Annotated in this window: 16 protein-coding genes and 1 pseudogene; 7 read left to right on the top strand and 10 right to left on the bottom strand. The window is 67.2% G+C overall.

The window, feature by feature from the left end:
* Positions 1–5 precede the first annotated feature (5 nt).
* Complete coding sequence (locus ATI37_RS04480) at positions 6–719, top strand: hypothetical protein (protein ID WP_117237297.1); 714 nt, start codon at positions 6–8, stop codon at positions 717–719.
* Between the two features lie 21 nt (positions 720–740).
* Here the strand turns inward: ATI37_RS04480 and ATI37_RS04475 are convergent, their stop codons facing one another.
* Both ATI37_RS04475 and ATI37_RS04470 read right to left on the bottom strand, forming a co-directional pair.
* On the bottom strand, positions 741–3,254 hold the full coding sequence (locus ATI37_RS04475; RefSeq protein ID WP_117237296.1) for a cation-translocating P-type ATPase: 2,514 nt from the start codon (positions 3,252–3,254) through the stop codon (positions 741–743).
* A 338-nt stretch (positions 3,255–3,592) separates the two neighbouring features.
* Positions 3,593–4,003: a disulfide oxidoreductase gene (locus tag ATI37_RS04470; RefSeq protein ID WP_198665502.1), complete on the bottom strand. Its 411-nt coding sequence runs from the start codon at positions 4,001–4,003 to the stop codon at positions 3,593–3,595.
* A gap of 29 nt (positions 4,004–4,032) precedes the next feature.
* On the opposite strand from ATI37_RS04470, the gene ATI37_RS11570 reads away from it, so the two are divergent.
* On the top strand, positions 4,033–4,182 hold the full coding sequence (locus tag ATI37_RS11570) for a DUF5522 domain-containing protein (RefSeq protein ID WP_157969079.1): 150 nt from the start codon (positions 4,033–4,035) through the stop codon (positions 4,180–4,182).
* On the opposite strand, the gene ftsY is transcribed toward ATI37_RS11570, so the two are convergent.
* Entirely contained in the window at positions 4,179–5,093 is a 915-nt protein-coding gene (gene ftsY, locus ATI37_RS04465) for a signal recognition particle-docking protein FtsY (protein ID WP_117237294.1), read from the bottom strand. The genes ATI37_RS11570 and ftsY overlap by 4 nt on opposite strands.
* A 140-nt stretch (positions 5,094–5,233) precedes the next feature.
* Positions 5,234–6,640, bottom strand: coding sequence for a glutamate--tRNA ligase (gene gltX, locus ATI37_RS04460; RefSeq protein WP_117237293.1), 1,407 nt, complete (start codon positions 6,638–6,640; stop codon positions 5,234–5,236).
* Positions 6,641–6,693: 53 nt separating this feature from the next.
* Between gltX and lptB the strand changes: the two genes are divergently transcribed.
* Together lptB and ATI37_RS04450 are read left to right on the top strand one after the other, a co-directional pair.
* Positions 6,694–7,422, top strand: coding sequence for an LPS export ABC transporter ATP-binding protein (gene lptB / locus ATI37_RS04455; protein WP_117237292.1), 729 nt, complete (start codon positions 6,694–6,696; stop codon positions 7,420–7,422).
* Positions 7,423–8,832, top strand: coding sequence for a DUF3084 domain-containing protein (locus ATI37_RS04450; RefSeq protein ID WP_117237291.1), 1,410 nt, complete (start codon positions 7,423–7,425; stop codon positions 8,830–8,832).
* Here the strand turns inward: ATI37_RS04450 and prmC are convergent.
* Genes prmC through rpmH form a run of 6 tightly spaced genes read right to left on the bottom strand, consistent with a single transcriptional unit; the run spans position 8,779 to position 12,181 of the window.
* A complete protein-coding gene (gene prmC, locus ATI37_RS04445) occupies positions 8,779–9,597 on the bottom strand; it encodes a peptide chain release factor N(5)-glutamine methyltransferase (protein WP_117237290.1) in 819 nt (272 codons plus the stop codon). The genes ATI37_RS04450 and prmC overlap by 54 nt on opposite strands.
* Positions 9,560–10,147 (bottom strand): Jag family protein, encoded by a 588-nt coding sequence (locus tag ATI37_RS04440; RefSeq protein ID WP_117237289.1) that lies wholly within the window; start codon positions 10,145–10,147, stop codon positions 9,560–9,562. Before ATI37_RS04440 ends, prmC begins: the two co-directional genes overlap by 38 nt.
* Positions 10,148–10,156: 9 nt before the next feature.
* Positions 10,157–11,449 carry a YidC/Oxa1 family membrane protein insertase gene (locus tag ATI37_RS04435; protein ID WP_117237288.1) on the bottom strand — a complete coding sequence of 431 codons (1,293 nt, stop codon included), beginning with the start codon at positions 11,447–11,449 and terminating at the stop codon, positions 10,157–10,159.
* Positions 11,446–11,694: a membrane protein insertion efficiency factor YidD gene (gene yidD, locus ATI37_RS04430; RefSeq protein ID WP_117237287.1), complete on the bottom strand. Its 249-nt coding sequence runs from the start codon at positions 11,692–11,694 to the stop codon at positions 11,446–11,448. The genes ATI37_RS04435 and yidD overlap by 4 nt, the downstream gene beginning before the upstream one ends.
* Before the next feature lie 5 nt (positions 11,695–11,699).
* Complete coding sequence (gene rnpA / locus ATI37_RS04425) at positions 11,700–11,999, bottom strand: ribonuclease P protein component (RefSeq protein ID WP_117238513.1); 300 nt, start codon at positions 11,997–11,999, stop codon at positions 11,700–11,702.
* Positions 12,000–12,034: 35 nt separating this feature from the next.
* Positions 12,035–12,181: a 50S ribosomal protein L34 gene (gene rpmH, locus ATI37_RS04420; protein ID WP_117238512.1), complete on the bottom strand. Its 147-nt coding sequence runs from the start codon at positions 12,179–12,181 to the stop codon at positions 12,035–12,037.
* A gap of 255 nt (positions 12,182–12,436) precedes the next feature.
* On the opposite strand from rpmH, the gene ATI37_RS04415 reads away from it, so the two are divergent.
* The 3 genes and pseudogenes from ATI37_RS04415 to ATI37_RS04410 all read left to right on the top strand — a co-directional run.
* A complete protein-coding gene (locus ATI37_RS04415; RefSeq protein WP_232822445.1) occupies positions 12,437–13,090 on the top strand; it encodes a hypothetical protein in 654 nt (217 codons plus the stop codon).
* On the top strand, positions 13,047–13,340 hold the full coding sequence (locus tag ATI37_RS12005) for an IS4 family transposase (RefSeq protein WP_332871153.1): 294 nt from the start codon (positions 13,047–13,049) through the stop codon (positions 13,338–13,340). The genes ATI37_RS04415 and ATI37_RS12005 overlap by 44 nt, the downstream gene beginning before the upstream one ends.
* An 8-nt stretch (positions 13,341–13,348) precedes the next feature.
* A pseudogene (locus tag ATI37_RS04410) lies at positions 13,349–14,284 on the top strand (ABC transporter substrate-binding protein); the annotation flags it as partial.
* Between the last annotated feature and the right edge of the window lie 3 nt (positions 14,285–14,287).

Raw genomic sequence — 14,287 nt, 5'->3', positions numbered from 1 at the left:
CCGGCATGTGGCCCCCCTACCACAAGGCAAGACCCCTTCCCGTCTTCTACCGGGAAGCCTCTACCTTCTTTGACCCTTTGGCGGCGGCCATCGCCGCAAACCGCCTCCCCCTTTTCCCCTACCCGGTGGAGGCCCTGGACCCCTGGGAGGCCCTCCCGTGCCTGAGGCCCTTGGACTTCGCCGGAATGGTCCTGGAGGAGGCCCTGGCTCCCCCTGAGGGGGTGCGCCTTGAGGCCGAGGCCCAGGAGGCGGGCCGGGTGGACCTGGTGGTGGCCGGGGCTTTCGGGCTTCTCGGTCACTACACGGAGGGCCTGGCCCTGGAGCGGTTCCTCTCCGCCGCCTTTCCCGGGGCCAAGGCCCTCTGGCTTGGGCCGCTGCGCGCCCCCCTGGCCCCCTTTTTGAGGGCCTTGGGGCGGGTCTCGGTGGCGGCGGGAAGCTTCGCCGAGGGGGATGGCTTCCTGGCCCGCCTGCCCGAAAGGGCCCGGGGGCACGTGGCCCTGAGGCCCGAGGAGGTGCACGCCCTGGCCCTAAAGGCGGACCTCGTTATCTTCGCCGGGGGCAGGTTGCCCTTGAGCCTCCTCCAGCCCTTCCACACCCTCCTGGCCCTGGCCCCGGTGGAGCGGGGGGTGCGGGAGCGGGTCCTGGAGGCCCACGGTCCGGAGGAGGTTTGGGACTTCCGGACCAGGGCGGTCCTGGAGGGGCTCGGGTACGCCCTTTAGGGTTTGGGAACCTCCCCGGGCTCATTCCCGGCGGCTGAGGTACAGGACCCACTTCCTGAGTTCCAGGGCCACGAAGGTCAGGAGGGGCACCACAAAGGCCAGCCTGAGCTCCTCCCAGCCCAAGGGCACCAGCCTGAAGAAGTCGGTGAGGACGAAAAGGGCCAGCCCCTGGAGCACGATCCCCAGGGCCAGGCCTATGTAAATATAGGGGTTGAGCCGGAGGTAGGCCAGGGGGTTCAGGAGTATGGGCCTGAGGCCCACCTCCTGGAGGCCCACGGCCCACTGGCTAATGGCCGCAGAGGCGAAGCTTATGGTGATGGCGGTCTCGTAGTCGTAGGTCTCGAGGAGGTGGCCGAAGAGGACGAAGTGGGCGGCGGCCATAAAACCGCCGTTGAAGAAGATGAACCCCAACTGCCTCCTGCCGGTGAAGACCTCGCGGGGCCGCCTGGGCTTTTCCTTCATCGGGTCCCCTTCGTGCCGGGTGAAGGGGTAAGCCTTGTCCAGGACGCCGTCGGTCACCAGGTTGATCCAGAGGATGTGGGTGGGGTAGAGGGGAAGGGGCCGCCCCGCTAGGATGGAGGAGCTTATGTAGAGCACCTCGAATATGTTCGTGGAAAAGAGGTACCGCATCACCTTGGCGATGTTGGTGGTGATCTGCCTCCCCGCCATGATGGCCTGGACGATCACCGCGAGGTTGTTGTCCGTGATGATCATGGCCGAGGCGTCTTTGGACACCTGGGCCCCCGAGCCCATGGCCACGCCCAGATCCGCCGCCCTGAGGGCAGGGGCATCGTTTACCCCGTCCCCGGTGACCGCCACAATCTCGCCCTTGGATTGCAGCACCCTGACGATGCGGTGCTTGTCCTCGGGGAGGGCCCTGGCCACCACGCTGGCCTTTTTCAGCAGGGGGTAGAGTTCTTCATCGGTGTACTGGGCGAGCTCCCTGCCCTCCAAGACGGTGTCCCCTTCCTCGTACAGGCCCACCATCCGCGCCACCGCCTTGGCGGTGAGGAGGTTATCCCCGGTGATCATCAGCACCCGGATGCCTGCCCCCTTGGCCTTCCGCACCGCCTCCCTAACCCCTTCCTTGGGGGGGTCCAGAAAGCCCACTAACCCGACGATCCGGATCCTCACGGCCTCTATGCTCTGGGGCGGGGAGGAGGCCGTGCCCTTCCCGAAGGCCAGGACCCGCAGGCCCTGCTCCGCCAGGCTGTCGTGGATCCTCTGCAGCTCAGCCGGGGCGCCCTCGGCCATCTTGAGCAGGCTCTCAAAGGCCCCCTTCACGTACACGTCGTGGTGGGGTCCGTTCCTCACCGCCACGGCCATCAGCCTTTTGGTGGTGTCAAAGGGGTACTCCCACGTCCGCTCGTAGGCCTCCCGGTACTCCACCCAGCTTATGCCCTCGCCCTCCAGCCACCGCAACAGGGCCAGGTCTATGGCATCCCCTTTCTCCCCATCGGCGTCGTTGGCCAAGGCGGCGCAGAGGTAAAGGGCTTCCTCCTCCAGGGCGTGGTGGCCCGCCACCTGGAGCCTGCCCTCGGTTATGGTTCCGGTTTTGTCGGAGCAGATGAAGGTGGCGCTTCCCAGGGTCTCCACCGCCGGCAGGTGCCTCACCAAGACCTTGTTCCTGGCAAGGAAGATCCCGCCTATGACCAGGGTCAGGGTGATCACGATGGGAAGCCCATGGGGCACCGCGGAGACCAGCTGGGCTACGGCGAGAAACACCAGGCTCTGCCACTCCCTGCCCTGGACCAGCCCCACCAGGACCAGGGATGTGAGGATCAGGGAGATGACCAGAACCCACTTCCTCGCCAGGTCGCTCAGGGCCAGGGTTAGGGGGCTCTGCGGGGCCTTGGTCTCCAGCTTGCTGACCAGGAGGCCCATCTGGGTGTTCCCACCCGTGGCGAAGACCACGCCCCGGGCCTTACCCCGGGCAACTACGGTGCCCTTGTAGGCGCAGTTGACCCGCTCGTAGATGGGTGTGTCGTCCTCCAGGACCGCATGGGCGTGTTTTTCCACTGGCACCGACTCCCCGGTGAGGATAGCCTCGTCCACCATGAGGCCGGTGGCCTCCAGGAGCCTGGTGTCCGCGGGGACCACGTCCCCCTCCTCGAGGAGGATCACATCCCCCGGCACCAGCAAGGAGGCGTCCACCTCCTTCTCCACACCCTCCCGCAGGACGCGGACCCTCTGCCTGGTCAGGGCCTTCAAGCCCTCTATGGAGGCCTGGGCCCTGAGCTCCTGCCAGAACCCAAGAATGCCGTTGAGCAGCACCAGGCCCCACACCACCAGGGTGTCGTACCAATCTCCTAGAAAGAGGGCCAGAAAGCCGGCCACGATCAGGATGACGATAAGGGGGTTCGTGAACTGCCTGGCGAAGAGGGCCCACAGGCTTTCCTTCTTCTCCTCCAACTCGTTGGGCCCGTAGACCTGGAGCCGCCTTTGGGCTTCCGCTTCGGAAAGGCCAAGAGGGGTGGTCTCCAGTTCCTGGAGGACTTCCTCGGCGGTTATGCGGTGTGGCGTTTTGTAACCCATTCCCATGTTCTGAACCCTTTCGAGCAGGACCTGGCCTTCAAGGGGCTATTGGAAAGGCCTGCCGGGCGCCGGCTCAACTGCCCCGATCGGCCATCCTTTTGGCGATCATACCATGATCCAGTTCTCCTTTTCGGTTGTGTAGCTGAATACCGGTGGGCAGGACGAAGGGGGGAGCCCCAGGGTCCTGGCCCTGGGCGCCACCCCTCCTTCCGCCCAGTTCAGCCCCTGAGGGTTGAGCGAACGACAGGGGGCCCTTGCATTCCAGACGGCCTGGCCGGGGCCTTGGACCCCACGGGCGACGCCCAGACGAGATGGGTGGGAACTACGGGGCACTGGGATCACCTCGGTGCGCGGACTTCCCGGGCGAGGAGCACCATGCTGAGGGCGATGAGGGTGAAGGCGATGAGGGCCTGCAGGGGGATAGGGAAGCTGGGGATGTACTCCACCGTGCAGGGCACCGGGGGTTTGCAGGCCAGGGTGAAGAGGTCAGGGAACCGTTGCTGGATGAGGTGCAGGGCGCTTAAGCTTCCCCCGACGAGGGAGAAGGCCAGGCTGTAAGGCCAGACCCCGAAGTCCTGCCGCCAGAGGGCCATGGCCAGGAGGATGACCAGGGGGTACATGAAGATGCGCTGGTACCAGCAGAGCTCGCAAGGGAGGAAGAGCCGCACCTCCGAGTAGTAGAGGCTTCCCAGAGTGGCCACCAGGGCCACCACCCAGGCGAAGCTGAGGATTAGAGGGGCGCGCTTCATCGGCCCCAGCATACCCCTAAACTGGGGGTGTGCAAGGAGAGGACCTGAAGGAGGGGGAAGACTTCTACTGGGAGAATGGGCGCATGGTCTTCACCGAGGCCTACCACCGGAGGCGGGGCTACTGCTGTGGATCGGGATGCCGCCACTGCCCCTGGAAAGGGGAGGAAGGGGAGGGCTAGGCCTCGAGGAGGGCCTCCACAAAGGCCTCGGGGTCAAAGGGCTGGAGGTCGTCCGGGCCCTCGCCCACCCCGATGAACCGGATGGGCACCTTGAGGGTGCGCACGATGGGGACGAGGACCCCGCCCTTGGCGGTGCCGTCCAGCTTGGTGACGATGACCCCGGTGAGGCCCACGGCCTCGTGGAACCTCTTGGCCTGCTCCAGGCCGTTTTGCCCAGTGACCGCGTCCAGCACCAGCCAGACCTCCTTGGGCTCCTCGGGGTCCGCCTTGGCGATGGCCCGCTTTACCTTCTTCAGCTCCTCCATGAGGTTGTGCTTGGTGTGGAGGCGGCCCGCGGTGTCCACAAAGAGGAGGTCGTAGCCCCGGGCCTTCATGGCCTGGACGGCGTCATAGGCCAAGGCGGCGGGGTCCGCCCCTTCGGGCCCCTGGATCACCGGGATGGAAAGGCGCTTTCCCCACTCGGAAAGCTGGGTTCCCCCAGCGGCCCGGAAGGTGTCCCCAGCGCAGAACATGACCCGCTTGCCCAGCTCCTGGTAGTGGCGGCCCAGCTTGGCGATGGTGGTGGTCTTGCCCACCCCGTTCACCCCCACTACCAGGACCACCCGGCCCCCGGGCTCCACCGGCCTAGGCTTTTGCGGGTTGAAGCCTAGCTTGCGTAAGGTGGCCCGGCGCTCGTCCGGCTCCAACATCCCCACGAGCCTTTCCTTCACCGCCTCCTTCAGGTCCTTCCGCCCCGAGGCCCGGACCTCCTTCAGGATCTGCTCGGTAGCGGGAAGGCCCACGTCGGCGGCGAGGAGGGCCACCTCTAGCTCCTCCAGGACCTCCTCGGGGGGGGCGCCCCAGGGGATGGCCTTGAGGAGCCTTTCCCGAGTCTTGGCAAGGCCCGCCCTTAGCCGGTCGAAGAAGCCCATCAGCGGAAGTTCAGCTCAGGTCAAAGCGCCAGGCCTTGGGAAAGCCGGCGAAGCCGCATACGGCTTCGGTCAAGGGGCCAGGGGAGGGGCACGGAAGAACCTTCCTCACGCCTCCAGTATAGCTTGGCTTTCGGCCTCCTTTACGAAAGAATCCGGCGCAAGCGGGCTATCACCCGCTCCTTTCCCAAAAGGGCCATGATCTCAAAGAGGCCTGGGGTTTCCAGGCTCCCCGTGAGGGCGGCCCGGAGGGGCTGGGCCACCTGGCCTAGTTTTAGCCCCCGCTCGGCGGCGAAGCCCCGGAGGAAGGCTTCCAGGGCGGCCTCGCCCCAGTTCTCCTGAGCCTCTAGGAGGGGAAAGACCTCCTTCAGGACCCCGAGGCCCTCCTCCAGCTTGGCCCTGGCCCCCTCGGAGAAGGGGTAGCTCTCGGTGAAAAAGTAGGGGGCCTTCTCCGGGAGCTCCTTCAGGGTGTCAAACCGGGGGCGCATGAGCGCCACGGCCCGCCTCAGGTAGGCCTCGTCGGGCCACGAGAAGCCCGCTCTCTCCAAAAAGGGCTTCACCCGCTCGGCCACCTCCTCCAGGGAGAGGACCTCCCGGATGTACTTCCCGTTCAGCCAGCGGAGCTTTTCCAGGTCAAAGACGGGTCCCCCCAGGGAGACCCTCTCCCAGGTGAAGGCGGCGATGAGCTCCTCCAGGGTGAAGATCTCCCGCCCATCGGGCATGGAGAAGCCCATGAGGGCCAGGTAGTTCCTGAGGGCCTCGGGCAAGAACCCTTCGGCCTTGTACCACTCCAAGGAGGTGTGGCTCTTGCGCTTGGAGATCTTGGTCCGGTCGGGGTTCCGGAGGAGGGGCATGTGGTAGAACCTGGGCACCTCCCAGCCGAAGGCCCGGTAGAGGAGGACGTGGATGGGGGTGGAGACCAGCCACTCCTCGGCCCGGATCACGTCGGTGACCCCCATGAGGTGGTCGTCCACCACGTTGGCCAGGTGGTAGGTGGGGTAGCCGTCGGACTTGAGGAGGACCACGTCGGGGATCTCCCCGTTGTCGTAGACCACCACCCCCCTCAGCTCGTCCCGGACCTCGGTGGCGCCGGGGCGGGGCACCTTGAGGCGGATCACGTGGGGCTCCCCCCGCCTGGCCCGCTCCTCCGCTTCCTCAGGGGGGATGTCCCGGGCGCGGCCGTCGTAGCCCCCCTTTTCCCGCCTTATCCTTTCCAGCTCCTCCGGGGTTTCAAAGGCCCGGTAGGCCCACCCCCGCCTGAGGAGCTCCTCGGCGTGCTCCTTGTAGAGGGGAAGCCTTTCCGACTGGCGGTAGGGCCCGCGGGGCCCACCGATATCAGGCCCCTCGTCGTAGGGGATCCCGAGCCACTTCAGGGCGGCCAGGATTCTCTCCTCGGCCCCGGGCACGTAGCGGGCCCGGTCTGTGTCCTCGATGCGGACGATGAAGCGCCCCCCGTTCTTCCTGGCCCAGACGTGGTTGAAGAGGGCGATGTAGGCCGTGCCCACGTGGGGGTCCCCCGTGGGGCTTGGGGCGATGCGGGTCACCACCATACCTCGCCCATTATCTCACCCGAGGCTAAAGGTTAGGCCTTAGCCTGAGGGCGATGGACGGCGAGCTTGTGGCCCAGGGACTCAGGAAGCGCTATGGCCCCAAGGAGGTGGTGAAGGGGGCGGACCTTTTCCTCAAGCGGGGGGAGATCGTGGCCCTCTTTGGCCCCAACGGGGCGGGGAAGACCACCACCTTCTACATGGTGGTGGGGTTTGTAAGGCCCACGGGGGGGCGCATCTTCCTGAAAGGGCAGGAGATCGGCCACCTGCCGATGTACCGAAGGGCCCGGTTGGGCCTGGGCTACCTGCCCCAAGAGCCCAGCGCCTTCCGGCGCATGACCGCCTTGGAGAACCTCCTCGCTGTCCTGGAGTTCCGGCCCCTATCCAAAAAGGAGCGCCTGGAGAGGGCCAAGGCCCTCCTGGAGGAACTGGCCATCTACCACCTCAAGGAGCGCATGGCCTACACCCTCTCCGGGGGGGAGAGGCGGAGGCTGGAGATGGCCCGAGCCCTAGCCGCCGACCCCGACTTCATCCTCCTGGACGAGCCCTTCACCGGGGTGGATCCCAAGAACGTGCGGGAGATCCAGAAGGTGATCGCCGAGCTTAGGGAGAGGCGGGGCGTGGGCATTTTCATCACCGATCATGCGGTGCGGGAGACGCTGGCCATCACCGACCGGGTCTACGTGATGTACGATGGGGAGATCCTCTTCCACGGCGACCCCGAGACCTTCGCCAAGGACCAGGGGGTGCGGCGGCACTACCTGGGGGAAGACTACGAGCTTTAGATGACCTTCTGGGCCCTCCTCGTCCTCATCCTCCTCCTCTCCGCCCTGGTGGCCTACCTGGGGGACCGGGTGGCCAAGTGGGCGGGGAAGCGCCACTACCGCCTCTTGGGCCTGAGGCCCAGGCAGACGGCCACCCTGGTGGCGGTGTTCACCGGGGTGGGGATCGCCCTTTTCAGCTACCTGGGCTTCCTCCTCGTCTTCCGCGAGGCCCGGGAGACCATCCTCGAGGCCCAGGCCATCCGCCAGGAGCGGGACCGGCTAAAAGGGGAACGGGAGGCCCTCTTGAGGGCCAAGGAGGCCATGGAGGGGGAGGCCGCCCGGGCCCTGGCGGAGCTCAACGCCTTGAGGGCGGAGCGCAGGGAGCTCGCCCAGGCCTTGGAGCAGGCGGACGCTCTCAGAAAGCGCCTGGAGGAGGAGGCGGGGGCCCTGGAGGCCAGGGTGGCGGTCTTGCAGCGGGAGAAGGCCGGTTTGGAGGCGGAACGGGCCCGGCTTGCTGCCCTCCTCCAGGAGCGGGAACGGGCCCTTGCGGCCAAGGACAGGGCCCTGGAAGAGAGGGCCCAGGCCCTGGATGCCCTGGAGGCGAGGCTTAAGGGCCTGGAGGAGGCTGCCCAGAAGGCGGAAGTGGAAAGGAGGCGCCTGGAGGAGGAGAGGGGCCGCCTCGAGGCCGACCTGGCCTTCCTGCAGACCCGTCTGGAGGAGGTGCGGCGGGAGCGCCGGGCCCTCCAGGGCGAGTTGGAGGCCACGCGCTCCCGGCTCGCCCAGGCGCAGAGGGAGCTTTCCCAGGCCGAGGCCCGGGTGCGGGCCCTCTCGCAGCAGACGGAGGCCTTGGCCGGGGAGCGGAGCCAGCTTTCCCAAAGGCTCTTGCGCCTGAGCCAGGGGCTTTACCTGGGGGAGGTGCGCCTAGGGGCAGAGGAGGGAAGGACCGCTCTGGAGCGGGTGGCGGAGCGCCGGGCCCTCCTCCAGGGGTTCCGGGGGGCGGAGCTCCTAGGGGGGGAGGTGCGGGGGCCTGGGGTGGCGGTCCTCGAGGGGGCTGGGTACGAGGAGGGGAGGCTTCTGGTGCGGGTGCGCTTCTATCCCGAAAGGAAGGCCTTTTCTGCCGGGGAAGCCCTGGCCACCGCCACCTTCCGCCTCGCCACCCCAGCCCGCAACCAGGAGGTCTTGGAGCGCCTGGGGGAGGAGGTCAGGGGAAAGCTCCTGGAGGCGGGCTTCCCCCCGGAGTACACCGCCTTCCCCTCCCCGGAGGAGCTGGCCCGGGGCCTGGTCCAGCTCCAAGGGAGGACGGGGGTGGTGCGGGTAGGGGTGGTGGCGGCCAAGGACCTCTGGACCACGGAGAGGCCGCTGCTCGCCTTCCAACTCCTAGGAGGGCCGCCGGGCCCGGAGGTACCGTTCCCGGCCCGCCAGGTCCCGTAGCGCCTCCACCTCCTGGAAGCCCAAAGCCTTCAGTTCCTCCGCCAGAAGCCTTGCGTTTTCTGGGGCCATCTCCAGGAGGAGAAAGCCCCCGGGCCCCAGGGCCTCCCGGGCCTCCTTGGCCAGGGGGCGGGCCACGGAGAGCCCCTCTGGCCCTGCATAGAGGGCCAGGGGGTTCTCAAAGGCAAGCTCCTTGGGGGCCGCCTCCCGGTAGGCCTCAGGGAGGTAGGGGGGGTTGGCCACGATGAGGTCCAGGTCCCCCATCCCCCCCGTGAGGGGGGCCTCGAGGAAGCGGATGGACAGGCCGAGCCGCCTGGCGTTCTCCTGCGCCAGGGCCAGGGCCTTCTTGTCCACCTCGGTGGCGTGGACCTCGGCCTCGGGAAGGTGCCGCTTTAGGGCCAGAGCGATGGCCCCCGTGCCCGTGCCCACGTCCAGGATGCGGGGCCTTTGGGGGAGGGGAAGGCTTAGGGCCAGCTCCACCAGCCCCTCGGTTTCTGGCCTGGGGATTAGGACCCCCTCGGCCACCTTCAGGGGGAGGCCGAAGAACTCCACCTCCCCCAGGAGGTACTGGAGGGGGTAGCCGGAAAGCCGCTTCTTGAGGAGGTCCTGGACCCTTGTCTCCGTTCCTGGGGGCGGGGGCTGGGGGAGGCTTAGGAGGAGCGCCTTCCGGGAAAGGCCCGCTGCCAGGGCCAGGAGGTCCAGGGCCTCCCCCCTGGGGAGGCCCGCCGCCTCAAGCCTCCTCTCTAGCTCCCGGAGGAGCCTTATCACGGGGGTAGACCACCACGTGCCGCCCCTCCCCCTCCCCTTGGCTCTCCGTGGTCACCTTGGGGTGGTTTTTGAGGAGCATGTGCACGATGCGCCTTTCCGAGGGGCGCATGGGGGGTAGGGGCAGGGGCTCGCCCGTAAGCTCCACGGTGAGGGCGGCCTCTTCCGCCAGCTTGCGGATCCTGTCCTCTTGGCGCTTTCGGTAGCCGGCGGCGTCCAGGACCACCCGGTAGCCCCCCCCGAAGTGCTTGGCCAGGACCACCCCTGCCAGGTACTCCGCGGCCTTCAGGGTGCGCCCCTCCTTGCCGATGAAGCGGCCCAGGTCCCCGCCTTTGACCTCCGCCCTGAGGAGGTTTCCCTCCTGGCGCACCTCCACGTAGTGGGCGGGGTCCAGGCGGAGGAGAAGGCCTATCAGAAACTCTTCCAGCACCTCTTTGGGGCCTTTGTGGCTAGCTTCCTTACCTGCCTCCCTCAGCCCCACCTCCACCGAGCCCTCTTCCAAGACGCCCAGGTCGGAGAGGAGGTCGTCAATGCTCCTTTTCTTCTCCTCCATGGCCCAAGTTTACGCCTTCAGGGGCTTCAGGCTCTTGTTGATAAGCCACTGCTGGCCAAGGCCAACGAGGTTGGAGAGCACCCAGTAGAGGGTGACCCCGGAGGGGAACTGCAGCACCAGGAAGATGAAGATGAGGTTGATGAAGAGGCTTTGCCGGATCAGGTCCTTGTTGCCTTGGGCGGAGAGCCAGGTGGAGAGGAAGGTGGAGACCACGTAGAGGAGAGGGAGGATGTAGAAGGGGTCGGGCAGGGCCAGGTCCGGGATCCAGAGGAGGCCCTGGCCGAACTCGTAGCTGGAGATCACCTTCCAGAGGAGGAAGAGGATGGGCATCTGGAGCAAAAGGGGCAGACACCCAGCGGCGGGGTTGACCTTGTGCTCCTGGTAGAGCTTCATGGTAGCCTCAGCCCGCTTATTGGGGTCGTCCTTGTACTTCTGGTTGATCTTCTGGATGAGGGGCTGGAGGCGTTGCATCTCCGCCATGCTCTTGAACTGCTGGTGCATGAGGGGCCAGAGGAGGAGGCGGACCACCAAGGTGAGGAAGAGGATGGCCAGGCCCCAGTTCCCCGTGTAGCGGAAGGCGGTCTCCATGATCCAGAGGAGGCCCAAGGAGAGCTGGCCCCAGATGTTGGGTAAGAAGAGGCCAGGCAGGGAGAGAAGGCCCTCCACATGGAAGCGCACCAGCTCGTTTTGCCCGCCGTAGACCTTCAGGGTTTGGCCTGGGGACAGCCTAACCTCCCCCTCCCTCCCCACCAGCCTGCCCTCGAGGGGCCCTTCCCCAAAGGCCACCAGGGCGTAGCCCGCCTTGGGCCGGGTCTGCCAGGCCAGGTAGCGGAGGCTGCCCTCCCCGCTGGGGAGGGGCTCCTCTTGGCCCTCCAGGAGGACCTTGGGGGTGCCCTGGGCGGACAGCCTCAGGGTGAGGGGGAAGTCCGCCCGAACCCTCACGGTGTAGCGCCCGGTGGCGATCTCGTAGGTGAGGGTGCCCTCCTCCCCCTGGAAGTGGGCCAGGAGGCGGCCGTTTTCCACTCGGAAGTCCGCCTTCAAAGGGATGAAGCCCGCCGGGCTCAGGACAGGCCCGTTGGCCGCCAGGTTGGGGGCTCTGGCGTAGTCCCCGATGACGGTGCCCTTGTAGGTCTTCACGTACCAGCCCACCACCTCGCCCTTTTCGTTGAAGGCCAGGTCCATGAGGTTGGTTACGGCGATCTTCTCCAAAACCCCGTCCCCGTTGACGTCTAGTTCCTTGAAGCCCGCCTCGAGGGCCCAGGCGGGGAGGAGAAGGAGGGCCCAGGCGAGAAGCCACCTCATCCCTGGCCCTCCTTGGCCCTCCTAGGGGGAACGGCCAGGGGTACAGGGTCCACCCCCCCGGGGTGGAAGGGGTGGCACCTCAGGAGGCGCCTTAGGGCCAGGTAGCTTCCCCAAAGGGCCCCGTGCCGTTCCAGGGCCTCGAGGGCGTAGGCGGAGCAGGTGGGGTGGAAGCGGCAGGTCCTGGGCTTCAGGGGGGAGATGAGCCGCCGATAGGCTTTCACCATCAGGATCAAAAGGCCACGCACGCTGCCTATTGTATCAGCCCGCTCTTCTTGAGGGCCCGGACCACGTCCTGGAAGAGCTCGGCGTAGGTGGCCTCCCGGGCCTCGGGGCTCGCCACCAGGAGGAGGTGGGCTTTGGGCAGGTGGAGGCGGCGGAGGATCTCCCTCAGGCGCCGCTTGACCTTGTTGCGCACTACCGCCTTGCCCACCTTCTTGGAGACCACGATACCCACCCGGACCTCCGGGGCGGGAAGCCACCTCACGCCGACAAACCGCCCCCAACCCGCCTTGCCCTTGCGCAGGCGCTGAAAGGCGCGGTCCCCCTTCAGGGAAAGCAGCTTTCCCCCCGGAAGGGGGCTCTTCTTTAGCCGCTCACCTTGGGCGTCAGGCGCCAGCGGCCCTTCTGCCGCCTGCGCTTTAGCACCTTCCTGCCGCCTGGGGTCTGCATGCGGGCCCGGAAGCCGTGGGTCTTGGCCCGCTTCCTCCGGTTGGGCTGCCAGGTCCTTTTCATCCATTTCCCTCCCCGGGCCCCATGGGCCCCAATACCCTAAAGAGTGTAGCACAAGGGGCCCTGTACCTGGTCTAACGGGTTTTTGCACCCGGGCAGCATACAGGACTTTACCCACATCCTGCCTGCGTGGTAGATTTCGGAGCCGAAGTTGAGCCATGAAGGCGCTCAAGGTTGCAGAGAGCAGGCTCCACGAGTTCACGGCCCGGTTGGCCGACCTTTTCCCCCGATAAGCGGCTCTTCAGGCGTTTGGAGGAGATGAGCCGAGGCCTCTTGGCTGCGGGCTCTGCCCGGGTAAGCGAGATGGTGGCTACCCTGCCCTCCCACCTCCAGCGCCCCTTCCACCAGGCCGAAGCCCTCTACCGCTTCCTGGCCAACCCCCGGGTGGGGGCCGAGGCCCTCCTGGAGAGGGTGTGCCGGGAGAGCGTCCTGGCCCTGGAGGGGATAGCCCGGGTGGGGAGGAAGCGGGAGACCGGGTATGAGCTCCTGACCGCGCTGGGGATGGATGTCCAGGGGCGGCTGGTGGGGTACGCCCACCTGGTGGCCTACGGGGAGCGGGGGTTTGCCAGCCTGCCCCGGGAGGTGGAGCGGGCCATTGCGGGGGCGCGGGGGGTTCTTGGGGGGGAGGGGCGGCGGCTGGTGTACGTGGCGGACCGGGGTTTTGACGACCGGAAGGTGTTTGGGCAGGTGCTGGGGTGTGGAGCTTGGGCTGGGATGGAGGGAGGTGGAGGGGCGGAGGCTTCATCTGGTGGTGAGCCGGATACCGGCTTTGGGGAGGCGGGGGGAGTGGTGGCTTTTGACCGGCTTGGAGGTGAGGGGGGAGAGGGAGGCGCTGCGGGTGGTGGAGATGTACCGGAGGCGGTGGGGGGTGGAGGAGTTTTTCCGCCTTCTGAAGGCGGGGTTGGGGCTTGAGAGCTTTCCGGTGCGGGGGCTTAGCCGGATTCGCAAGGGGGTGGCTGTTTTGCTGGGGCTGGCGGTGTTTCTTTGGGAGGTGCGGCGGTCTGGGGGTGCCTTGGAGGGTCTCCTTTTGCGGCTTGGGGGAAAGCTGGGGATAGCCAGTGAGCGGGATGGTCCCTACCTGCTCTTGCGGGGCTTGGTCCGCCTGCTCAACTACGAGGTCACCAAGGAGGCCTTGGAAGAGGAGGAGGGAAGTTTTGGGTAAAGTCCTGCCCCGTTTACCTGGGCTACTCCACCGGGGCCATGCTCCAGATGAAGGCCCTGGTCCAGGAGCTCAGGATCGTGACCATGCCCGCCTCCAACCACGTGGGCCTCATCGACCCCCCGAATGGGGACTACTTCTTCATCCCCGTCTCCACCTACTCCGAACAGGTGGTGGCCCTCCTGGAGCACATCGCCAGGCAGAAACGGGGGGCCAGGGTGGCCCTGGTGGTCCACCCCTCCCCCTTCGGCCGGGCCCCCGTGGAGGCGGCCCGCAGGGCGGCCCAGCAGCTGGGCCTGCAGATCGTGGACGTGCAGGAGGTGGGGGCGGGCAACCTGGACAACACCGCCCTCCTCCGCCGCTTTGAGGGGGCCGGGGTGGAGTTCGTGGTCCACCAGAACGTGGCTGGGCCCGTGGCCAACATCCTGAGGGACACCCGGCGCCTGGGCCTTTCCGGCCAGATCCGCCACCTGGGGGCGGTGTACACCGGCGGGGTGGACCTCCTGCAGCTGGCGGGGGAGGCGGCGGAGGGGTTCCTTTGGGCGAGCCCCTACTTCACCCCCGAGGAGGACACCCCGGGCATCCGCCTGCAGCGGGAGCTGATCGGCCGCTTTGGCCGGCCCGCGGCTTACGTCCAAAACCACAACTACGCCGCCGGGATGCTGGCGGCAGCCATCGCCGTGGAGGCCATGCGGCGGGCCCAGGAGCGCTTCCGGCGCATCACCAACGAGACCGTCTACCAGGCCATCGTCGGCATGAACGGGCCGGCCGCCTTCAGGCCTGGCCTTGCGGTCTCCACCAAGCAGGGGATTGAGGTGGACTTCACCCGAAGCGAGCGCACCGGGGCCGAGGGCCTGAGGATCCTCGAGGCCCAGGGAGGCCGGTTCGTGCCCATCACCGACCCCTTTACCTCGGCCCTCTTCCGCAGGGTGCATTACGGGAGGTAGTCC

The sequence above is a fragment of the Thermus sediminis genome, from assembly GCF_003426945.1.
GTDB classification, from domain to species: Bacteria; Deinococcota; Deinococci; order Deinococcales; family Thermaceae; genus Thermus; species Thermus sediminis.
The sequence above is the reverse complement of the archived record's forward strand: the minus strand, read 5'-3'. Positions and strand labels throughout refer to the sequence as shown.

What these genes read in the sequence shown, in the direction of transcription:
- ATI37_RS04480 (WP_117237297.1), top strand. Translation starts at nt 6, where the DNA reads ATGTGGCCCCCCTACCACAAGGCAAGACCCCTTCCCGTCTTCTACCGG.
- ATI37_RS04475 (WP_117237296.1), bottom strand. Translation starts at nt 3,254, where the DNA reads ATGGGTTACAAAACGCCACACCGCATAACCGCCGAGGAAGTCCTCCAG.
- ATI37_RS04470 (WP_198665502.1), bottom strand. Translation starts at nt 4,003, where the DNA reads ATGAAGCGCGCCCCTCTAATCCTCAGCTTCGCCTGGGTGGTGGCCCTG.
- ftsY (WP_117237294.1), bottom strand. Translation starts at nt 5,093, where the DNA reads ATGGGCTTCTTCGACCGGCTAAGGGCGGGCCTTGCCAAGACTCGGGAA.
- gltX (WP_117237293.1), bottom strand. Translation starts at nt 6,640, where the DNA reads ATGGTGGTGACCCGCATCGCCCCAAGCCCCACGGGGGACCCCCACGTG.
- lptB (WP_117237292.1), top strand. Translation starts at nt 6,694, where the DNA reads ATGGACGGCGAGCTTGTGGCCCAGGGACTCAGGAAGCGCTATGGCCCC.
- ATI37_RS04450 (WP_117237291.1), top strand. Translation starts at nt 7,423, where the DNA reads ATGACCTTCTGGGCCCTCCTCGTCCTCATCCTCCTCCTCTCCGCCCTG.
- ATI37_RS04440 (WP_117237289.1), bottom strand. Translation starts at nt 10,147, where the DNA reads ATGGAGGAGAAGAAAAGGAGCATTGACGACCTCCTCTCCGACCTGGGC.
- ATI37_RS04435 (WP_117237288.1), bottom strand. Translation starts at nt 11,449, where the DNA reads ATGAGGTGGCTTCTCGCCTGGGCCCTCCTTCTCCTCCCCGCCTGGGCC.
- rpmH (WP_117238512.1), bottom strand. Translation starts at nt 12,181, where the DNA reads ATGAAAAGGACCTGGCAGCCCAACCGGAGGAAGCGGGCCAAGACCCAC.
- ATI37_RS04415 (WP_232822445.1), top strand. Translation starts at nt 12,437, where the DNA reads ATGAGCCGAGGCCTCTTGGCTGCGGGCTCTGCCCGGGTAAGCGAGATG.